Here is a 13,790-nt window from a genome sequence, read left to right on the forward strand (position 1 = left end):
TCAGCGGAAGGAGCGCCGGTAGGCGGCCGGGGTGGTGCGCAGCGCGGTGTGGAAACGGCGGCGGAGGTTGACGGCCGAGGAGAGGCCGACGCGGGTGGCGATCGTCTCGACCGGCAGGTCCGTCTCCTCCAGCAGCGCCCGGGTGGCGGCCAGCCGGCGTTCCAGCAGCCAGCGGGCGGGCGGCACGCCGAGCTGGTCGGCGAACTGCCGGGTCAGGGTCCGCGCGGAGACGCCTGAGTAGGCGGCCATGTCCTCGACGGTGACGTGGTCGGGCAGGCGGCCGAGCAGCCATTCGAGCAGCGGGGCCAGGGAGTCCGGCATGGGTCCCGCGGTGGGCAGCGGCGGGTACTGGCGCTGGCAGCCCTCGCGGTGCGGCCCGGCGGCGAGCTGGCGGCCGATGCGCATGGCGTGGGCCGCGCCGTGGTCCTGGAGCACCTGGTGCAGGCACAGGTCGAGGGTGGCGGCCGAGGCTCCGGCGGTGGCGACGTCGCCGTGGTCCACGTAGATGACGGTGTCGTCGGGGATGACGCGCGGGTGGCGGGCGGCCAGCTCCCCGGACAGCTCCCAGTGGACGGACGCGCGGCGGCCGTCCAGCAGGCCCAGCGCGGCGGGGATGAAGATGCCCGCGCAGACGGCGACGATCCGCGCCCCGCGGGAGTGGGCCCGGGACACCGCGTCGAGCACGGCCGGCGAGGGGACCAGGGTCCAGCCCGCGACGATCACGGTGCCGGCCTCGTCGATGGCTTCGAGACCGCTGTCCACCTGCATGGGGACGCCGAGGGTGGTGGGCAGCGAGCCCGGCCGCTCGGCGCACAGGGTGAGGCTGTAGTGCTGGGGGATGTCGGGGCCCTGGTAGCCGAAGACGGCCGAGGCCGAGGTGACGGGATAGAGCTCCTGGTTGGGGGCGACCAGGGCGACCACGCGGTGCGGGCTCACGGGGGCCGGAGGCGTCTCGGGACAGTCCAGGGGCATGGCGCAAATGTACCCAATGATGTCATTTGGGACACCAGCGCTCTGATCTGGAAAAATCCAGAATTAGGGCTCATGTGGACGAGGAGTTTCGCCCTCTACTTCGGGGCCCGCACGATCTCGCTGCTCGGCGACGCGATGATGCCCGTCGCCTCGGCGCTGGCGATCGGCAAAGTTTACGGGATCGCCGGCGTCGGCTTCGTGCTCGCGCTCTGGACCGCGTCGGCCGTGCTGGTCATGTTGTTCGGCGGGGTCGTCGCCGACCGGATCGGACCCCGGCGCCTGATGATCGGCGCGGACGTGGTCAGGGTGGTCACCCAGGCGGTCGTGGCCGTCGCCTTCCTCGACGGCGCCCCGCCGTTCGCCCTGCTGCTGGCGATGGCCTTCCTGTCGGGCATGGCCGCCGGGGTGTTCGAACCGTGCGTCAACGGGATGGTGCCGCTGGTCGCCGAGGATGCGCAGCGGGCCAACGCGACCTTGAAGATCGCCGAGGCGGTCACCCAGCTCGTCGGGCCCGCGCTGGCCGGGATCCTCGTCGTGGCCACCGGGCCGGTCTTCGTCTACACCGTGGACGCCGCGACGTTCCTGGTCAGCGCGGTGTGCCTGCTGCTGGTGCGGGTCGCCGTGCCCACGCCGGAGCCGTCCGACGTGCTGAGCGACCTGCGCAGGGGCTGGGAGGAGTTCAAGGCCAGGAGCTGGATGTGGTCGGTCATCCTGGTCTGGGTGTTCTGGGGCGTGCTGGTGGTGGGGCCGTACGTGCCGCTGTCGTCCCAGGTCATCGGGGCCGACTACGGCTGGGTGATGGCGGCGCTCGGCCTCGGGACCGTGCTGGGCGGGCTGGTGGCGATCCGGCTGAAGCCGCGCAGGCCGCTGGCGGCGGGGGCGGTGGCGCTGATCGGGTACGTCGCCGTGCCGCTGTCGGTCGCGCTCGGACTGCCGCTGCCGCTGCTGATGGCCGGGCACCTGCTCGGGGGGTGCGCGATGGCGTTCTGGTCGGTGATGTGGTCGACGACCGTGCAGACCCAGGTCGCGCCGGACGTGCTGAACCGGGTCAACGCCTACCAGGTGGCCGGGTCGGTCGCGGGCATGGCGGTCGGGCAGGCGCTGGCCGGCCCGGTCACCGCGCTGGTCGAGCCGCGCGTCTTCATGCTGGGCTCGGCCCTGGTGACGGTCGGCGTGGTGACGGCGCTGCTGGTGATCGGGCCGGTACGGCGGCTCGGCCGCAGGTCGCAGGCGTCCGGGAGCGGGCCGGTCACGGTCCCGGCGACGTAGCCGACGCCGAGGGGACGGTGCCCACGGCACGTGCCGCGGCCGGGGCGAGCGGCTGGCAGACCGCCCGCCCCCGTCTGCGGCACGTGCCGTCCCCTCCTTTTCGCGGCACGCGATGTGGGAGCCGCCCCGGCGTTCCCCCGCGCTCGGGACGACTCCACCAGGTAAGAGCGCAGAGGTACCCGTATCAGTACGTCTTCTCCCAAAAGATTTCTTGACAATTTTATTTGTCGGTAGCTAGCGTGGGCACCACGAAACGGGAGGAACACCATGAGCAGCATGATCAACTCCGCGGACGGCACCCCCATCGCGTACGAACGCGCAGGCCAGGGCCCGGCGGTCATCCTCGTGGACGGCGCACTCAGCTTCCGCGGCTCCAGCATCAACGGCGGCCTGGCCGAGGCGCTCGCCCCCGACTTCACGGTCTACACCTACGACCGCCGCGGACGGGGCGAGAGCGGCGACACCCAGCCGTACGCCGTCGAACGGGAGGTCGAGGACCTGGCCGCGCTCGTCAAGGAGGCCGGCGGCCCGGTCCGCCTGTACGGCACCTCCTCCGGCGCCGCCCTCGCCCTGGCCGCGGTCCAGCACGGCCTGCCCGTCGAGCGCCTGGCCCTGTACGAGCCCCCGTTCGTCGTGGACGGCACCCGCCCCCCGATCAAGGACGACTACCCGCGACGGCTGGAGGCGCTGGTGGCCGCCGGCCGCCGGGCCGAGGCGGTCAGGATGTTCATGCGCGAAGGGGTCGGCCTGCCGGCGATCGTGGTGGCGATGATGCGGTTCATGCCCGCGTGGGCCACGCTGAAGGCCGTGGCGCACACCCTGCCGTACGACACCGCGCTCGTCTTCCCGCACCAGCGGGGCGTGCCGTACCCGGAGGACGCGTGGGCGTCGGTGACCGTCCCGACGCTCGTCGCCGACGGCGGGAAGAGCCCGCAGTGGATGCGCAACTCCGTCGGCGCGCTGGCGAAGGCGCTGCCCGCGGCCGACCACCGCACGCTCGACGGGCAGACCCACATCGTCAAGCCGGAGGCCCTGGCGCCGGTGCTGCGGGAGTTCTTCGCCTGAGGGCCGCCGGTCAGGCGAAGACGGTGAGGTTCGCCTGAGGGCCGCCGCTCAGGCGGGTTCTTCGCCTGAGGGCGGGCGGTCAGGCGGAGACGGTGGCGAGCCAGTGGGTCCAGGCGGCTTCCAGGGCCTCGCCGTCCACCGGGGCGTAGGCGTGGTGCTCCACCACCGCCATGCCGCGTCCCTGGACGAACATGTACAGGCCGTCGTCCGTACGGACCGCCACGAACGTGCCCGGAGCGGTCACCCACTCCACGACGCCCCGCTCCGGCGAACGCCCCTCGATCGCGACCGTCACCTTCTCCCCCGCCACCGGGCGGCCGGCGACGCCGAGCGCGCCCGCGAGGGCGGCCCAGAACCGCTCCTCCGACGCGCACGGGCCGGCCAGGAACAGGTTGTGGGTGGAGATCCTGCCGGGGAAGTGCCTGAGGTAGACGGCCAGCTTGTACAGGTACTGGAGGTCGCCGCGCTCCAGGTCGTCGTACTCCGACTCCCAGTCGTCGCCGAGGAAGCCGCTGTGGACGAAGCGGAGCACCGTGCTGCCCGAGCCGCGGGCTTCCAGCAGGTACTCGAAGGCCATGAACGTGCCGTCGGGGTTCTCCACGCCCCGGTGGGCCAGGCGCCTGCCCGGCTCCCAGGCGGTCACCACCGACTCGGTGGCGACGTCGTCGCCGAAGGTCTGCGCGCCCCGGCCGCCTTCGCGCGGTTCCAGTTCGGTACGGCCCATGAACCACGAGTCGATGCCCGGGCCCTCCGCGATGGCCTGCCAGACGACGTCGGGGGCGGCGTCCAGCTGGATCTCGTGGCGGATCTCGAACTCGTGCGGCATGGCGGTCTCCCTGTCACGGCCCGGCGCGGTGTGCGGCCGACGATCGCACCGACAATATCGGTTGTCAAGCCGACTCCCGTTGTCGGCCGTCATGTGGGGCACGGTCGGCCGGCGTCTGGGCACGGTCGGCAGGCATGTGGGCGCGATCGGCAGGCTTGTGGGGCGTGGGAGCGAGGGGCATCCCTCTTGAGAGCGAGGCGCGGGATCGCCCGTCCCGGCGATCACATCCGGAGCGGAAAACCGCAGGATAAGTGCATCGCCCCGCCCCTTGAGGAGAACCCCCGATGAACACCCGCGCCGCCTTCGTGGCCGCCCCGCTGCTCGTCCTGTCGTACGGCGTGATCCGGATCGTCGACGGCCTGGACGGGAGCCGAGGGCCGGGGTTGGCCTGGACGGCCGGCCATCTCGCCTTCCTTGCCGCTCTTGCCCTGTTCATCGTGATATTTCGGGAAATGTGGCGGATGTTGGGCCGCAACCGCATCGCCACCACCAGCCTCGTGGTCGGCCTGGTGGGCATCGCCTGCGCGGCCGCGCAGTTCGTGATCGACATCGTCGTCGGGTTCATGGCCGCCGACCACGACGCGATGTCCCCGCTGTTCGACCAGGTCCAGGCGGTTCCGGGGGTGTCGCTCGCGGTCTACGCCGCCGGCCCGCTCCTGTTCTACGTCGCCCAGCTGGCCCTGGTCGTCCAGCTCGCCGCGCGGCGGCAGGTCAAGCTCTGGACCCCCGTCCTGGTCATGCTCGACTTCGCCATCCCGATCCTGGAGAAGGACCTGATCCCGCTCGGCGCCGTGTGCATGCTGGTGTCGTTCTGGCCGCTGGCCCGCCGCCAGGCCCCGGCCGGCGCCCGGCCCGTGCTCGTCCATGCGTGAGGAAGAATGGGACCCCGTGTCCGATCTGACGCTTGTCGACGTCTTCCGTCGCCGGCTTCGAGCGCTCCCCCACCTCTGGGTGGACGGGGCGCTCGCCCTGTTGATCGCCCTCGTCCAGGTCTGGCCGCTGGTCTCCAGCCATGACCCGCAGGGCGGCAGATGGGACTGGTGGGGGTACGTGATCGCGATCGGCGCCTCGCTCCCCGTCGTCTGGCGGCGCCGGTGGCCGGTGACCATGCTGATCGCCAGCCTGGTCGTGGGCGCGCTCTACGACTTCGCCGACAACGTCGCCCGCCAGCCCATCTGGTACGGCGCCCTGGTCGCCTTCTACACGGTCGCCGCGTACTCACCCCGCCTGCCCAGGGTCGTCATGCTCGTCGTGACCCTCGTCGGCGGGCTGTCCTCCGTCGGCTCGTGGGAGACCGCGATGCGCGGGGTCGCCCTGTTCACCGCCGCCTACGCCATCGGCCGCGCGGCGGCCACCTCCCGCGCCCACGCCGCCGAGCTGGCCGAGCGCGCGGCCCGGCTCGAAAGGGAGCGTCAGTTGGAAGCCGAGCGCGCGGCCGAACGCGAGCGGGCCAGGATCGCCCGCGACATGCACGACATCCTGGCCCACGCGGTCAGCCTCATGGTGGTCCAGGCCGAGGCGGGGCCCGTCGTGGTGCGCAGCAACCCGGCCAGGGCCGAGGCCGCCTTCGACGCCATCGCCGCCGCGGGCCGGGACGCGATGGTGCAGCTGCGCCGCATGCTCGGCGTACTGAAGGAGGACGAGCCGCAGGCGCCGCGGACGCCGCAGCCGACCCTCGCGGACCTGCCCGCGCTGGCCGGCCAGGTGGCGGGCACCGGCCTGGACGTGCGCTTCGCCGAGTCCGGCGAGCCCCGCCCGATCGGCCCCGACAGCGCGCTGGCCGCCTACCGGATCACGCAGGAAGCGCTCACCAACATCGTCAAGCACTCCGGCGCCGACCGCGCCGAGATCCGGCTCACCTGGGAGGACGACCACCTGATGATCGACGTCACGGACAACGGGCGCGGCGGCGGCCCCGCGCTGCCCTCGGGCGGCAACGGCCTGATCGGCATGCGCGAACGCGCCGCGGCCTGCGGCGGCAGCGCGACCGCCGGCCCGCGCGCGGACGTGCCCGGCTTCGCGGTGTCGGCGCGACTGCCGCTGGGGGCCGGCCGATGAGCGTGCGCGTCGTGGTGGCCGACGACCAGGAGCTGGTCAGGGGCGGGTTCGCGATGATCCTCGACGCCCAGCCCGACATCTCGGTGGTGGCCGAGGCGGGCGACGGGGTCGAGGCCGTGGCCGCCGTACGGGCCCACGAGCCGGACGTGCTGCTGCTCGACATCCGCATGCCCAGGATGGACGGCATCGAGGCGGCCAGGATCGTGTGCGCCGAGACCGCCTGCCGGGTGCTGATGCTGACCACGTTCGACCTGGACGACTACGTGTTCGACGCGCTGCGCGCGGGCGCGAGCGGGTTCCTGCTGAAGGACGTGCGGCGGGACGACCTGGTGACCGCGGTGCGCGTCGTGGCCGCGGGCGAGTCGCTGCTCGCGCCCACGGTGACCAGGCGGCTGATCGCCGAGTTCACCTCCCGCCCCGCGACGACCGCCGCCCCCGCGCACACGCTGGAGTCGCTGACCGCCAGGGAGCGCGAGACGTTGCAGCTGATCGCGCGCGGCCTGTCCAACGCGGAGATCGCCGAGGCCATGGTGGTCAGCGAGCACACCGTGAAGACGCACGTCAGCAACGTGCTGAGCAAACTGGGGCTGCGCGACCGGGTGCAGGCGGTGATCGCGGCCTACGAGTCGGGGCTGACCGTTCCCGGGGCGTAACGCGAGGGTCGGGCGGGTAGGCGGCCCATATGACTGAGGGTTTCGACACGGACACGCTCTGGAACGAGTTCCACCGGGCGGTCAACATGAACTCAGAGGAGCTGCGCGGCTACCTGCTCGCCGACGCCTCGGACGAGGAGGGCTTCCCTCCCGACCCCGACATGGGCATCGACGAGCTGGGCAGGGGCGTGCTGCACGTCCTGAGCAAGCGGAAGGGCGACCTGACCAAGGCCGACCTGGACGTGATGCGCCAGGTCGTCGAGCTGGTCGAGACCATGGGCGACCGGACGGACGACGACTCGCGGCGCGAGCTGATGTCCGTCGGCCACGACCCGCTCAGGGCATAACGCCTCGAATTCAACAAATGGTGGATGTGGGGCGACGCAAAGTGATGAAATGTGCGAAGCCGACTTCGTCCGAGGAGATCCGTTGAGAGACAACCTCGACCTCGCCGCGAGCGCCCAGCAGCTGGCCGACGCCGCCCCGACGGGATCGATCGACCGTGCCGCGGCCTCGTCCGTGGCCATCACCTTGGCCACGACGCGTGACATCGCCGACGCGCGGCAGGCCCTCGACGGGTTGACCCCGGAGGAGGTGCGCCAGGCGGCGCTCACCCTCTTCGACCGGCTCTCGGAGAGCTGAGCTCACTGCGCCGGGCTGCTCGAACCGGGTGAAGGCGGGCGGCCCGCCGGGAACCCGGCATGGCCGCATGCCCGTACGGTGGAGGCATGCGGATCGGGGTCCTGGGGCCGCTCCAGGTGGCTGGGGCCGAGATCGGCGGCGCCCGGGTGCGGGCCCTGCTCGTCCGTCTGGCGCTCGACCCGGGCCGGGTGGTGACCGCCGACCGGCTGATCGACGACCTGTGGCCCGGCGAGCCGCCCGCCCATCCGGCCGCGGCGCTCCAGTCGCTGGTGTCGCGGGCCCGCAGGCAGGCGCCTGGGCTGATCTCCTCGCACCCGGCCGGCTACCTGCTGGACGTGCCGCCCGGCGAGGTGGACGCCTCGGCGTTCGAGCGGCTGGTGCGGGCCGGCGACCCGCGCGGCGCGCTGGCGTTGTGGCGCGGGCCCGCGCTGGCGGACGCGGCCGGGCTGGCCTTCGCCGCCGCGCCCGCGGCCCGGCTGGAGGAACTGCGCCTCACGGCCCTGGCCGCCGCGATCACCGCCGACCTGACCGCCGAGGCCGCCTCCGCCCTCGGTCCCGAGCCCGCGTCCGAGCCCGCGTCCGAGCAGGCGCGAGGCGGACAGGACGGCGGGCCGGGGGGCGTGGCCGAGCTGGAGGAGCTGGTCGCGGCGCACCGGCTGCGCGAGCCGTTCCACGCCCTGCTCATGCGGGCGCTGGTGGCGCGCGGGCGGCGCGGCGAGGCGCTGGAGGTCTTCGAGCGGATCAGGGCCGACCTGGCCGACGAGCTGGGCGTCGATCCCGGCCCCGAGCTGCGCGCGGCCCACATGGCGGCGTTGCGCGACCCTGCTCCCGCGCCGAGGGGCAACCTGCCCGCCCGGCTGACCGGTTTCGTCGGCCGCACCGGCGACGTCGCCCGGCTGCACGCCCTGCTGGGCGGCCGGGACGAGCGGCTGGTCACGCTGGTCGGCCCCGGCGGCGTGGGCAAGACCCGCCTGGCGCTGGAGGCGGCCCGCGGTCTCGACGTGCCCGACGGCGTGTGGCTGGTCGAGCTGGCCTCCGCCACGGGGGTGCGGGCCGCGGTCGAGAGCGTGCTGCGGACGACCGACGTGGTCCGGGCGCTGCGCGGCACGTCGCCGCTCATCGTGCTGGACAACTGCGAGCACGTCGTGGAGGAGGCCGCCACGGTCGCGCGGTGGCTGCTGTCGGAGGTCGCCGGGCTGCGCGTCCTGGCCACCAGCAGGGAGCCGCTCGACATCCCCGGCGAGGTGCTGCATCCCGTCCTGCCGCTGCCCGAGGCCGCGGAGCTGTTCCTGGCGCGGGCCGCGGCGGCCAGGCCCGGCCTGGAGGTGAGCGCGGCCGACGCCGGGCGCATCTGCCGGGAGCTCGACGGCATCCCGCTGGCGATCGAGCTGGCCGCCGCGCGGCTGCGCACGATGCCGGTGTCCGTGCTGGTCCGGCAGCTCGGCGACCGGCTGGCCTTCCGCGGAGGGCGGACGTCCGAGCCGCGCCATCGCACGTTGCGCGACGTCATCGACTGGAGCTGGAACCTGCTGTCGGCGCCCGAGCGCGAGCTGCTGCGCGGGCTGACGGTCTTCTCCGGCGGCGCGACGTACGAGGCCGTCGCGGAGGTGTGCGGCGGCGACCCGGACGATCTCGCCTCGCTCGTGGACAAGTCGCTCGTCTCGGTCTCCGGCGACCGCTACTCGATGCTGGCCACCATCAGGCAGTACGCCGCCGCCGACCTGCCCGCCCTCCGGCAGGCCCACGCCCGCTACTACACCCGGTTGGCCGAGACCGCCGATCCGCTCCTGCGTACCGGCGAGCAGCTCGTCTGGCTGGAGGTGCTGGACGCCGAGCAGGACAACCTCGACGCCGCGCTGCGCCACTCCGACGACCCGCTCAGGCTGATCCTGCCCCGGTTCTGGCCCTGGATCATGCGCGGACGGCGGCGCGAGATGAGCGAGCGGGCGGCGGCCGTGCTGCGCCGGGTCGGTGACGTGCCGCCGCCGGGACGCGAGCTGGCGCACGGGCTGTGCCGGGTGCTCACGGGCGGCGAGCCGACCCCGGCGGTGCTCGACTCCGACCATCCCGCCGCGCTGAACTTCTGGGCCATGAGCGGCGCGCAACGCCCGCCCGCCGACGTCGTCGAGCTCACCGAGGACGTCGTCGAGCGCCTGCGCGACTCCCCCGACCTGTGGACGCGCTCGGCCGCGCTGCTGGTCGGCGGCATCGTCCGGTTCGAGTACGGCCCGGTCGCCGGCGCGCAGGACCTGCTCGGCCCGGCGCTCGACGGCTTCCGCCGCACCGGCGACCGCTGGGGCCAGTGGGCCTGCCTCTACTGGTTGTCGCTGGTCGCCGAGAACGGGGGCGACTTCGCCGCCGCGCTCGCCCGTGCCGAGGAGCCGGGACGCCTGGCCGCGGAGCTGTCGGGGCTGGACGCGCCGTTCGGCCCGATGACGTTCCTGCTCCGGCTCGGGCAGCTCAAGGCGCGGGCGGGCGACCACGAGGGGGCCGCGACCACGCTGGCGCAGGCATGGCGGTCGGCGCTGCGGGCCGAGGACGCGGTGACCCAGGCCAGGGTCCTGCACGCCCGCGCCGAGCTGGCCCGGCGCACCGGCGACCGGTCGGCGGCGGCCCGGCTGCTCGACCGCGCGCTGGCCCTCGGCAGCGGGGACGGGCCCGCGCAGTTCAGGGCGTTCATGCAGGTCGAGCTGGCTCGCGTGACGGAGCCCGGCCCGCCGCTGCGCACGGCGCTGGAGCTGATGGAGACCTGCGGCGACCGGACGGCCCGCGCGACCGTGCTGGAAGGCGTCGCCGAGCACCTGCCGCCCCGGCCGGCGGCCGAGCTGCTGGGCGCGGCCCGCGCGCTGCGCGGCGTCGCCGACTCCGCCGACCCCGCCGTGGTGGCCCTGGTCGGACGGTGCCGCTCCGCCCTCGGCGCCGACGCCTTCCGCGAGGCTCTGACCAGCGGAGCGGCGCTGCCGGCCCCGGAGCGGCACGCAATGTCCATGCTCGGCTGAGCCCGTCGCGTACGCGGCATGCGCCGCCGGGCCATATGGTCGGGGAAGAGGCCACGGAAACCGACGACGAACCCCTTCTCCGCCGCTCCCCGGACGAGCATGGAACACCTTCCGGTTTCGCGGCGGATACGCCAGGGTTGTGGCAACTTTCCACCGCAATGTGAGGAGATCTGTGGCCAGTCCAAGTGTGGTCGACACCCGGGGCAGTGACTTCGCCCGACTAGCCCGCCGAATCTCTGACGCCGGTCTCCTCGACCGGCGTCCGGTCTATTACGCGGTGCGGCTGACCATCGTGGTCGCCGCGTACCTCGGCTGCTGGGCGTTGTTCGCCTGGGTGGGCGACTCGTGGTGGCAACTGCTCGTCGCGGTCGCGCTGGCCGTGGTCTTCGCGCAGATCGGCTTCGTCTCCCACGACCTGGGCCACCGCCAGGTGTTCAGGAAGCGGCGGCCGAGCGACGTGACCGGTCTGCTGCTGGGGAACCTCGGCATCGGCCTGGGCTGGGGATGGTGGACCAGCAAGCACAACCGCCACCACGCCAACCCCAACCACGAGGACCACGACCCGGACGTCTCCCCCGCGGTGATCGTCTGGTCGGACGACCAGGTGACGCGGAGCGCGGGCCTGGCGCGGGCCGTCGCGAGGTACCAGGCGTTCCTGTTCTTCCCGCTGCTCACCCTTGAGGCCTGGCACCTGCACATCGCCAGCTTCAAGGCGCTGCTCGCGCCGGCGGCCAAGCGGCCGTGGGCGGAGCTGGCGCTGCTGACCACCCACTTCGTGCTCTACTTCGGCGCGGTCTTCGCCGTGCTGCCGTTCGGCAAGGCGCTGGTGTTCCTGGCCGTGCATCAGGGGCTGTTCGGCCTCTACCTGGGCTCCACGTTCGCGCCCAACCACAAGGGCATGCCCGTCCTGACCAAGGACGACAAGCTGGACTTCCTCCGCAAGCAGGTGCTGACCTCCCGCAACGTCAGGGGCGGCCTGTTCACCGACGTGGCGCTCGGCCAGCTCAACTACCAGATCGAGCACCACCTGTTCCCGAACATGCCCGCGCCCAACCTGCGCAAGGCGCAGCCCATCGTCGAGAGCTACTGCGCCGAGGTCGGCGTCAGCTACCTGCAGACCGGGCTCGTCGCCTCCTACGGCCAGGCCCTGCGCCACCTGCACGAGGTGGGCGCTCCGCTGCGCCGCTGAGCCTCAGCCCTCCTCCTCGACCCGCCTCTCCAGATCGGCACGGCGTCGTTCGAGGTCGGCGATCAGCTCGGACTGCTCGTCGGCCTGGGCGATCATGGCGGCGGTCTCGATCTGGTCGGTCGCGCCCATGGTGCCCACCTGGTCGCGCACGTCCTGGTTCTCCGCCTTCAGCCGGGCCAGGTCCTCTTCGACCTGCCGGAGCTCATCCTTGGTACTCATCTCGGTCAACTACCCCATCACTCGCACGACCATACAAAATAGAGCACATGCCTAGATTGTCGGCGAGCAGCACGGTGTCCCTCGTGGTCGTCGCCGTCGTGCTCGCCGGCACCCTGCTCGCCGGGCTCAGGAGCGAGCAGCCCGCCGGCGCGCTGGACGTGGTGCTGCCGATCGTGTCGTGCGGCGCGCTGCTGTTGCGGCGGCGCCTTCCCGTCACGTCGCTGATCGTGGTCGTCGTGGCGGTGTCCGCCTACTATCCGCTCGCCCGGTTCGACGGGCCGCTGGTCGTGCTGGTGTTCGTGGCCCTCTACACCGCCGCCGACCAGGGACGGCTGGCCGCCGCGATCGCCACCGGGGCCGCCGTGCTGCTGGCGATGGGGTTCGGCGAGTCCCACGGGTCCAGGCACGTGGACGACGGCACGTTCGGCGCGATCACCGGCTGGGTGGTGGCCGCCATCGCGTTCGGCGGGGTCACCAGGAACCGCCGGGCGTACCTGCTGGAGGCGCAGCGGCGCGCGCTGGACGCCGAGCACTCCAAGGAGGAGGAGGCCAGGCGGCGCGAGAGCGAGGAACGGCTGCGCATCGCCAGGGAGCTGCACGACGTGCTCGGGCACAACATCTCCATGATCAACGTGCAGGCGTCGGCCGCGCTGCACGGGCTGGCCAGGCGTCCCGAGAAGGCCGAGGCCGCGCTGCGGACCATCAAGGAGACCAGCAAGGAGACGCTGCGCGAGCTGCGCACCACGCTGGGGGTGCTGCGCCAGGTGGACGAGGACGCCCCGACCAGGCCCGCGGACAGCCTGGCGCGGCTGCCGGACCTGGTCGCGGCGTCGGGGCTGGAGGTGGCCGTCGAGCCGTCCGGGCTCCTGGACGCCGTGCCGACCGAGGTCGACCTGGCCGCCGCCCGCATCATCAGGGAGTCGCTGACCAACGTCGCCCGCCACTCCGGCACGACGAAGGCCACCCTCTCGGTCAGCAACTCCTCAGGGAACATCCTGATCCGGGTCGAGGACGACGGCCCGGGCGCCACGTACACCGAAGGCAGCGGCTTCGGCCTGCAGGGCATGCGCGAGCGCGCCGCCGCGCTCGGCGGCGACCTGGAGGCCGGCCCGCGCCCCGAGGGCGGCTTCCGCGTCGTCGCCCGCCTGCCACTGAACGGAGTCCGATGATCCGCGTACTGCTCGCCGACGACCAGACCCTGGTCCGCGCCGGATTCCGGTCGATACTCTCCGACGAGGACGACATCGAGGTCGTCGGCGAGGCCGGCACCGGCGCGGCGGCCGTGGCGGGCGCCCACGAGCACCGGCCCGACGTGGTGCTCATGGACATCCGCATGCCCGAGCTCGACGGCCTGGAGGCCACCCGGCGCATCGCCGGCGACCCGCGGCTCGACGGCGTCAAGGTCATCATCCTGACCACCTTCGACCTGGACGACTACGTCTACGGCGCGCTGCGCGCGGGCGCGGGCGGGTTCCTGGTCAAGGACACCGAGCCGGCCGAGCTGATCCACGCGGTCCGGGTCGTGGCCAGGGGCGACGCGCTGATCTCGCCGTCGGTGACGCGGCGGCTGATCGCGGAGTTCGCCGGCCGGGTCAAGCGGCCGGAGCCGGGCCCCGAGCTCAACGCGCTCACCGAGCGCGAGCGGGAGGTCATGGGCCTGGTGGCGGCCGGGCTGTCCAACGACGAGATCGCCGCCCGGCTCGTGCTCAGCCCCGCCACGGCGAAGACGCACGTCAGCCGCATCATGACCAAGCTCGGCGTGCGCGACAGGGCCCAGCTCGTGGTGGTCGCCTACGAGGCCGGGATGATCACGCCGGGCTGGCTTACAACCTGAGTCGTACGACTTTAGTGATCTTCGGCCCGGGGTTGTACGCCGGATTGCAGACCGGAGCATGACG

Annotated in this window: 14 protein-coding genes; 11 read left to right on the top strand and 3 right to left on the bottom strand. The window is 73.1% G+C overall.

Annotated features, from left to right (window positions below):
* Positions 1–972 (bottom strand): GlxA family transcriptional regulator, encoded by a 972-nt coding sequence (locus ACIBQ6_RS35140; protein ID WP_397161622.1) that lies wholly within the window; start codon positions 970–972, stop codon positions 1–3.
* A gap of 72 nt (positions 973–1,044) precedes the next feature.
* Between ACIBQ6_RS35140 and ACIBQ6_RS35145 the strand changes: the two genes are divergently transcribed.
* Both ACIBQ6_RS35145 and ACIBQ6_RS35150 read left to right on the top strand, forming a co-directional pair.
* Positions 1,045–2,241 (top strand): MFS transporter, encoded by a 1,197-nt coding sequence (locus ACIBQ6_RS35145; protein WP_397217209.1) that lies wholly within the window; start codon positions 1,045–1,047, stop codon positions 2,239–2,241.
* Between the two features lie 276 nt (positions 2,242–2,517).
* Positions 2,518–3,306 carry an alpha/beta fold hydrolase gene (locus tag ACIBQ6_RS35150; protein WP_397217211.1) on the top strand — a complete coding sequence of 263 codons (789 nt, stop codon included), beginning with the start codon at positions 2,518–2,520 and terminating at the stop codon, positions 3,304–3,306.
* A 79-nt stretch (positions 3,307–3,385) separates the two neighbouring features.
* Here ACIBQ6_RS35150 and ACIBQ6_RS35155 read toward each other — a convergent pair whose 3' ends face one another.
* Positions 3,386–4,132 (bottom strand): SRPBCC domain-containing protein, encoded by a 747-nt coding sequence (locus tag ACIBQ6_RS35155; RefSeq protein ID WP_397217213.1) that lies wholly within the window; start codon positions 4,130–4,132, stop codon positions 3,386–3,388.
* Between the two features lie 284 nt (positions 4,133–4,416).
* On the opposite strand from ACIBQ6_RS35155, the gene ACIBQ6_RS35160 reads away from it, so the two are divergent.
* The 7 genes from ACIBQ6_RS35160 (at position 4,417) to ACIBQ6_RS35190 (ending at position 11,673) form a co-directional block, all read left to right on the top strand.
* Positions 4,417–5,004, top strand: a complete 588-nt coding sequence (locus tag ACIBQ6_RS35160; RefSeq protein WP_397217215.1) for a hypothetical protein — start codon at positions 4,417–4,419, stop codon at positions 5,002–5,004.
* A gap of 16 nt (positions 5,005–5,020) precedes the next feature.
* A complete protein-coding gene (locus ACIBQ6_RS35165) occupies positions 5,021–6,190 on the top strand; it encodes a sensor histidine kinase (protein WP_397217217.1) in 1,170 nt (389 codons plus the stop codon).
* On the top strand, positions 6,187–6,843 hold the full coding sequence (locus tag ACIBQ6_RS35170) for a response regulator transcription factor (RefSeq protein ID WP_357976348.1): 657 nt from the start codon (positions 6,187–6,189) through the stop codon (positions 6,841–6,843). The genes ACIBQ6_RS35165 and ACIBQ6_RS35170 overlap by 4 nt, the downstream gene beginning before the upstream one ends.
* 29 nt (positions 6,844–6,872) lie before the next feature.
* A complete protein-coding gene (locus tag ACIBQ6_RS35175) occupies positions 6,873–7,190 on the top strand; it encodes a DUF3140 domain-containing protein (RefSeq protein WP_352323139.1) in 318 nt (105 codons plus the stop codon).
* A gap of 82 nt (positions 7,191–7,272) precedes the next feature.
* Positions 7,273–7,485 carry a hypothetical protein gene (locus tag ACIBQ6_RS35180; RefSeq protein WP_352323140.1) on the top strand — a complete coding sequence of 71 codons (213 nt, stop codon included), beginning with the start codon at positions 7,273–7,275 and terminating at the stop codon, positions 7,483–7,485.
* Between the two features lie 86 nt (positions 7,486–7,571).
* Positions 7,572–10,484 carry a BTAD domain-containing putative transcriptional regulator gene (locus ACIBQ6_RS35185; protein WP_397217219.1) on the top strand — a complete coding sequence of 971 codons (2,913 nt, stop codon included), beginning with the start codon at positions 7,572–7,574 and terminating at the stop codon, positions 10,482–10,484.
* A 172-nt stretch (positions 10,485–10,656) separates the two neighbouring features.
* Positions 10,657–11,673, top strand: coding sequence for an acyl-CoA desaturase (locus tag ACIBQ6_RS35190; protein ID WP_358298851.1), 1,017 nt, complete (start codon positions 10,657–10,659; stop codon positions 11,671–11,673).
* Positions 11,674–11,676: 3 nt separating this feature from the next.
* Here the strand turns inward: ACIBQ6_RS35190 and ACIBQ6_RS35195 are convergent, their stop codons facing one another.
* Positions 11,677–11,892: a hypothetical protein gene (locus tag ACIBQ6_RS35195; RefSeq protein WP_358000040.1), complete on the bottom strand. Its 216-nt coding sequence runs from the start codon at positions 11,890–11,892 to the stop codon at positions 11,677–11,679.
* A 47-nt stretch (positions 11,893–11,939) separates the two neighbouring features.
* On the opposite strand from ACIBQ6_RS35195, the gene ACIBQ6_RS35200 reads away from it, so the two are divergent.
* Both ACIBQ6_RS35200 and ACIBQ6_RS35205 read left to right on the top strand, forming a co-directional pair.
* On the top strand, positions 11,940–13,061 hold the full coding sequence (locus ACIBQ6_RS35200; protein ID WP_397217221.1) for a sensor histidine kinase: 1,122 nt from the start codon (positions 11,940–11,942) through the stop codon (positions 13,059–13,061).
* The gene (locus tag ACIBQ6_RS35205; protein ID WP_352361586.1) at positions 13,058–13,726 is read left to right on the top strand and encodes a response regulator transcription factor; all 669 of its coding nucleotides are present in this window, start codon (positions 13,058–13,060) and stop codon (positions 13,724–13,726) included. The genes ACIBQ6_RS35200 and ACIBQ6_RS35205 overlap by 4 nt, the downstream gene beginning before the upstream one ends.
* The last annotated feature ends 64 nt before the right edge of the window (positions 13,727–13,790 follow it).

Source organism: Nonomuraea sp. NPDC049655 (assembly GCF_044465465.1).
Classification (GTDB): domain Bacteria; phylum Actinomycetota; class Actinomycetes; order Streptosporangiales; family Streptosporangiaceae; genus Nonomuraea.

Bases quoted from the DNA above. Each gene is read 5' to 3' on its own strand.
- ACIBQ6_RS35155 (WP_397217213.1), bottom strand. From the start codon at position 4,132: ATGCCGCACGAGTTCGAGATCCGCCACGAGATCCAGCTGGACGCCGCC.
- ACIBQ6_RS35175 (WP_352323139.1), top strand. From the start codon at position 6,873: ATGACTGAGGGTTTCGACACGGACACGCTCTGGAACGAGTTCCACCGG.
- ACIBQ6_RS35150 (WP_397217211.1), top strand. From the start codon at position 2,518: ATGATCAACTCCGCGGACGGCACCCCCATCGCGTACGAACGCGCAGGC.
- ACIBQ6_RS35140 (WP_397161622.1), bottom strand. From the start codon at position 972: ATGCCCCTGGACTGTCCCGAGACGCCTCCGGCCCCCGTGAGCCCGCAC.
- ACIBQ6_RS35160 (WP_397217215.1), top strand. From the start codon at position 4,417: ATGAACACCCGCGCCGCCTTCGTGGCCGCCCCGCTGCTCGTCCTGTCG.
- ACIBQ6_RS35200 (WP_397217221.1), top strand. From the start codon at position 11,940: ATGCCTAGATTGTCGGCGAGCAGCACGGTGTCCCTCGTGGTCGTCGCC.
- ACIBQ6_RS35185 (WP_397217219.1), top strand. From the start codon at position 7,572: ATGCGGATCGGGGTCCTGGGGCCGCTCCAGGTGGCTGGGGCCGAGATC.
- ACIBQ6_RS35205 (WP_352361586.1), top strand. From the start codon at position 13,058: ATGATCCGCGTACTGCTCGCCGACGACCAGACCCTGGTCCGCGCCGGA.
- ACIBQ6_RS35145 (WP_397217209.1), top strand. From the start codon at position 1,045: ATGTGGACGAGGAGTTTCGCCCTCTACTTCGGGGCCCGCACGATCTCG.
- ACIBQ6_RS35170 (WP_357976348.1), top strand. From the start codon at position 6,187: ATGAGCGTGCGCGTCGTGGTGGCCGACGACCAGGAGCTGGTCAGGGGC.
- ACIBQ6_RS35195 (WP_358000040.1), bottom strand. From the start codon at position 11,892: ATGAGTACCAAGGATGAGCTCCGGCAGGTCGAAGAGGACCTGGCCCGG.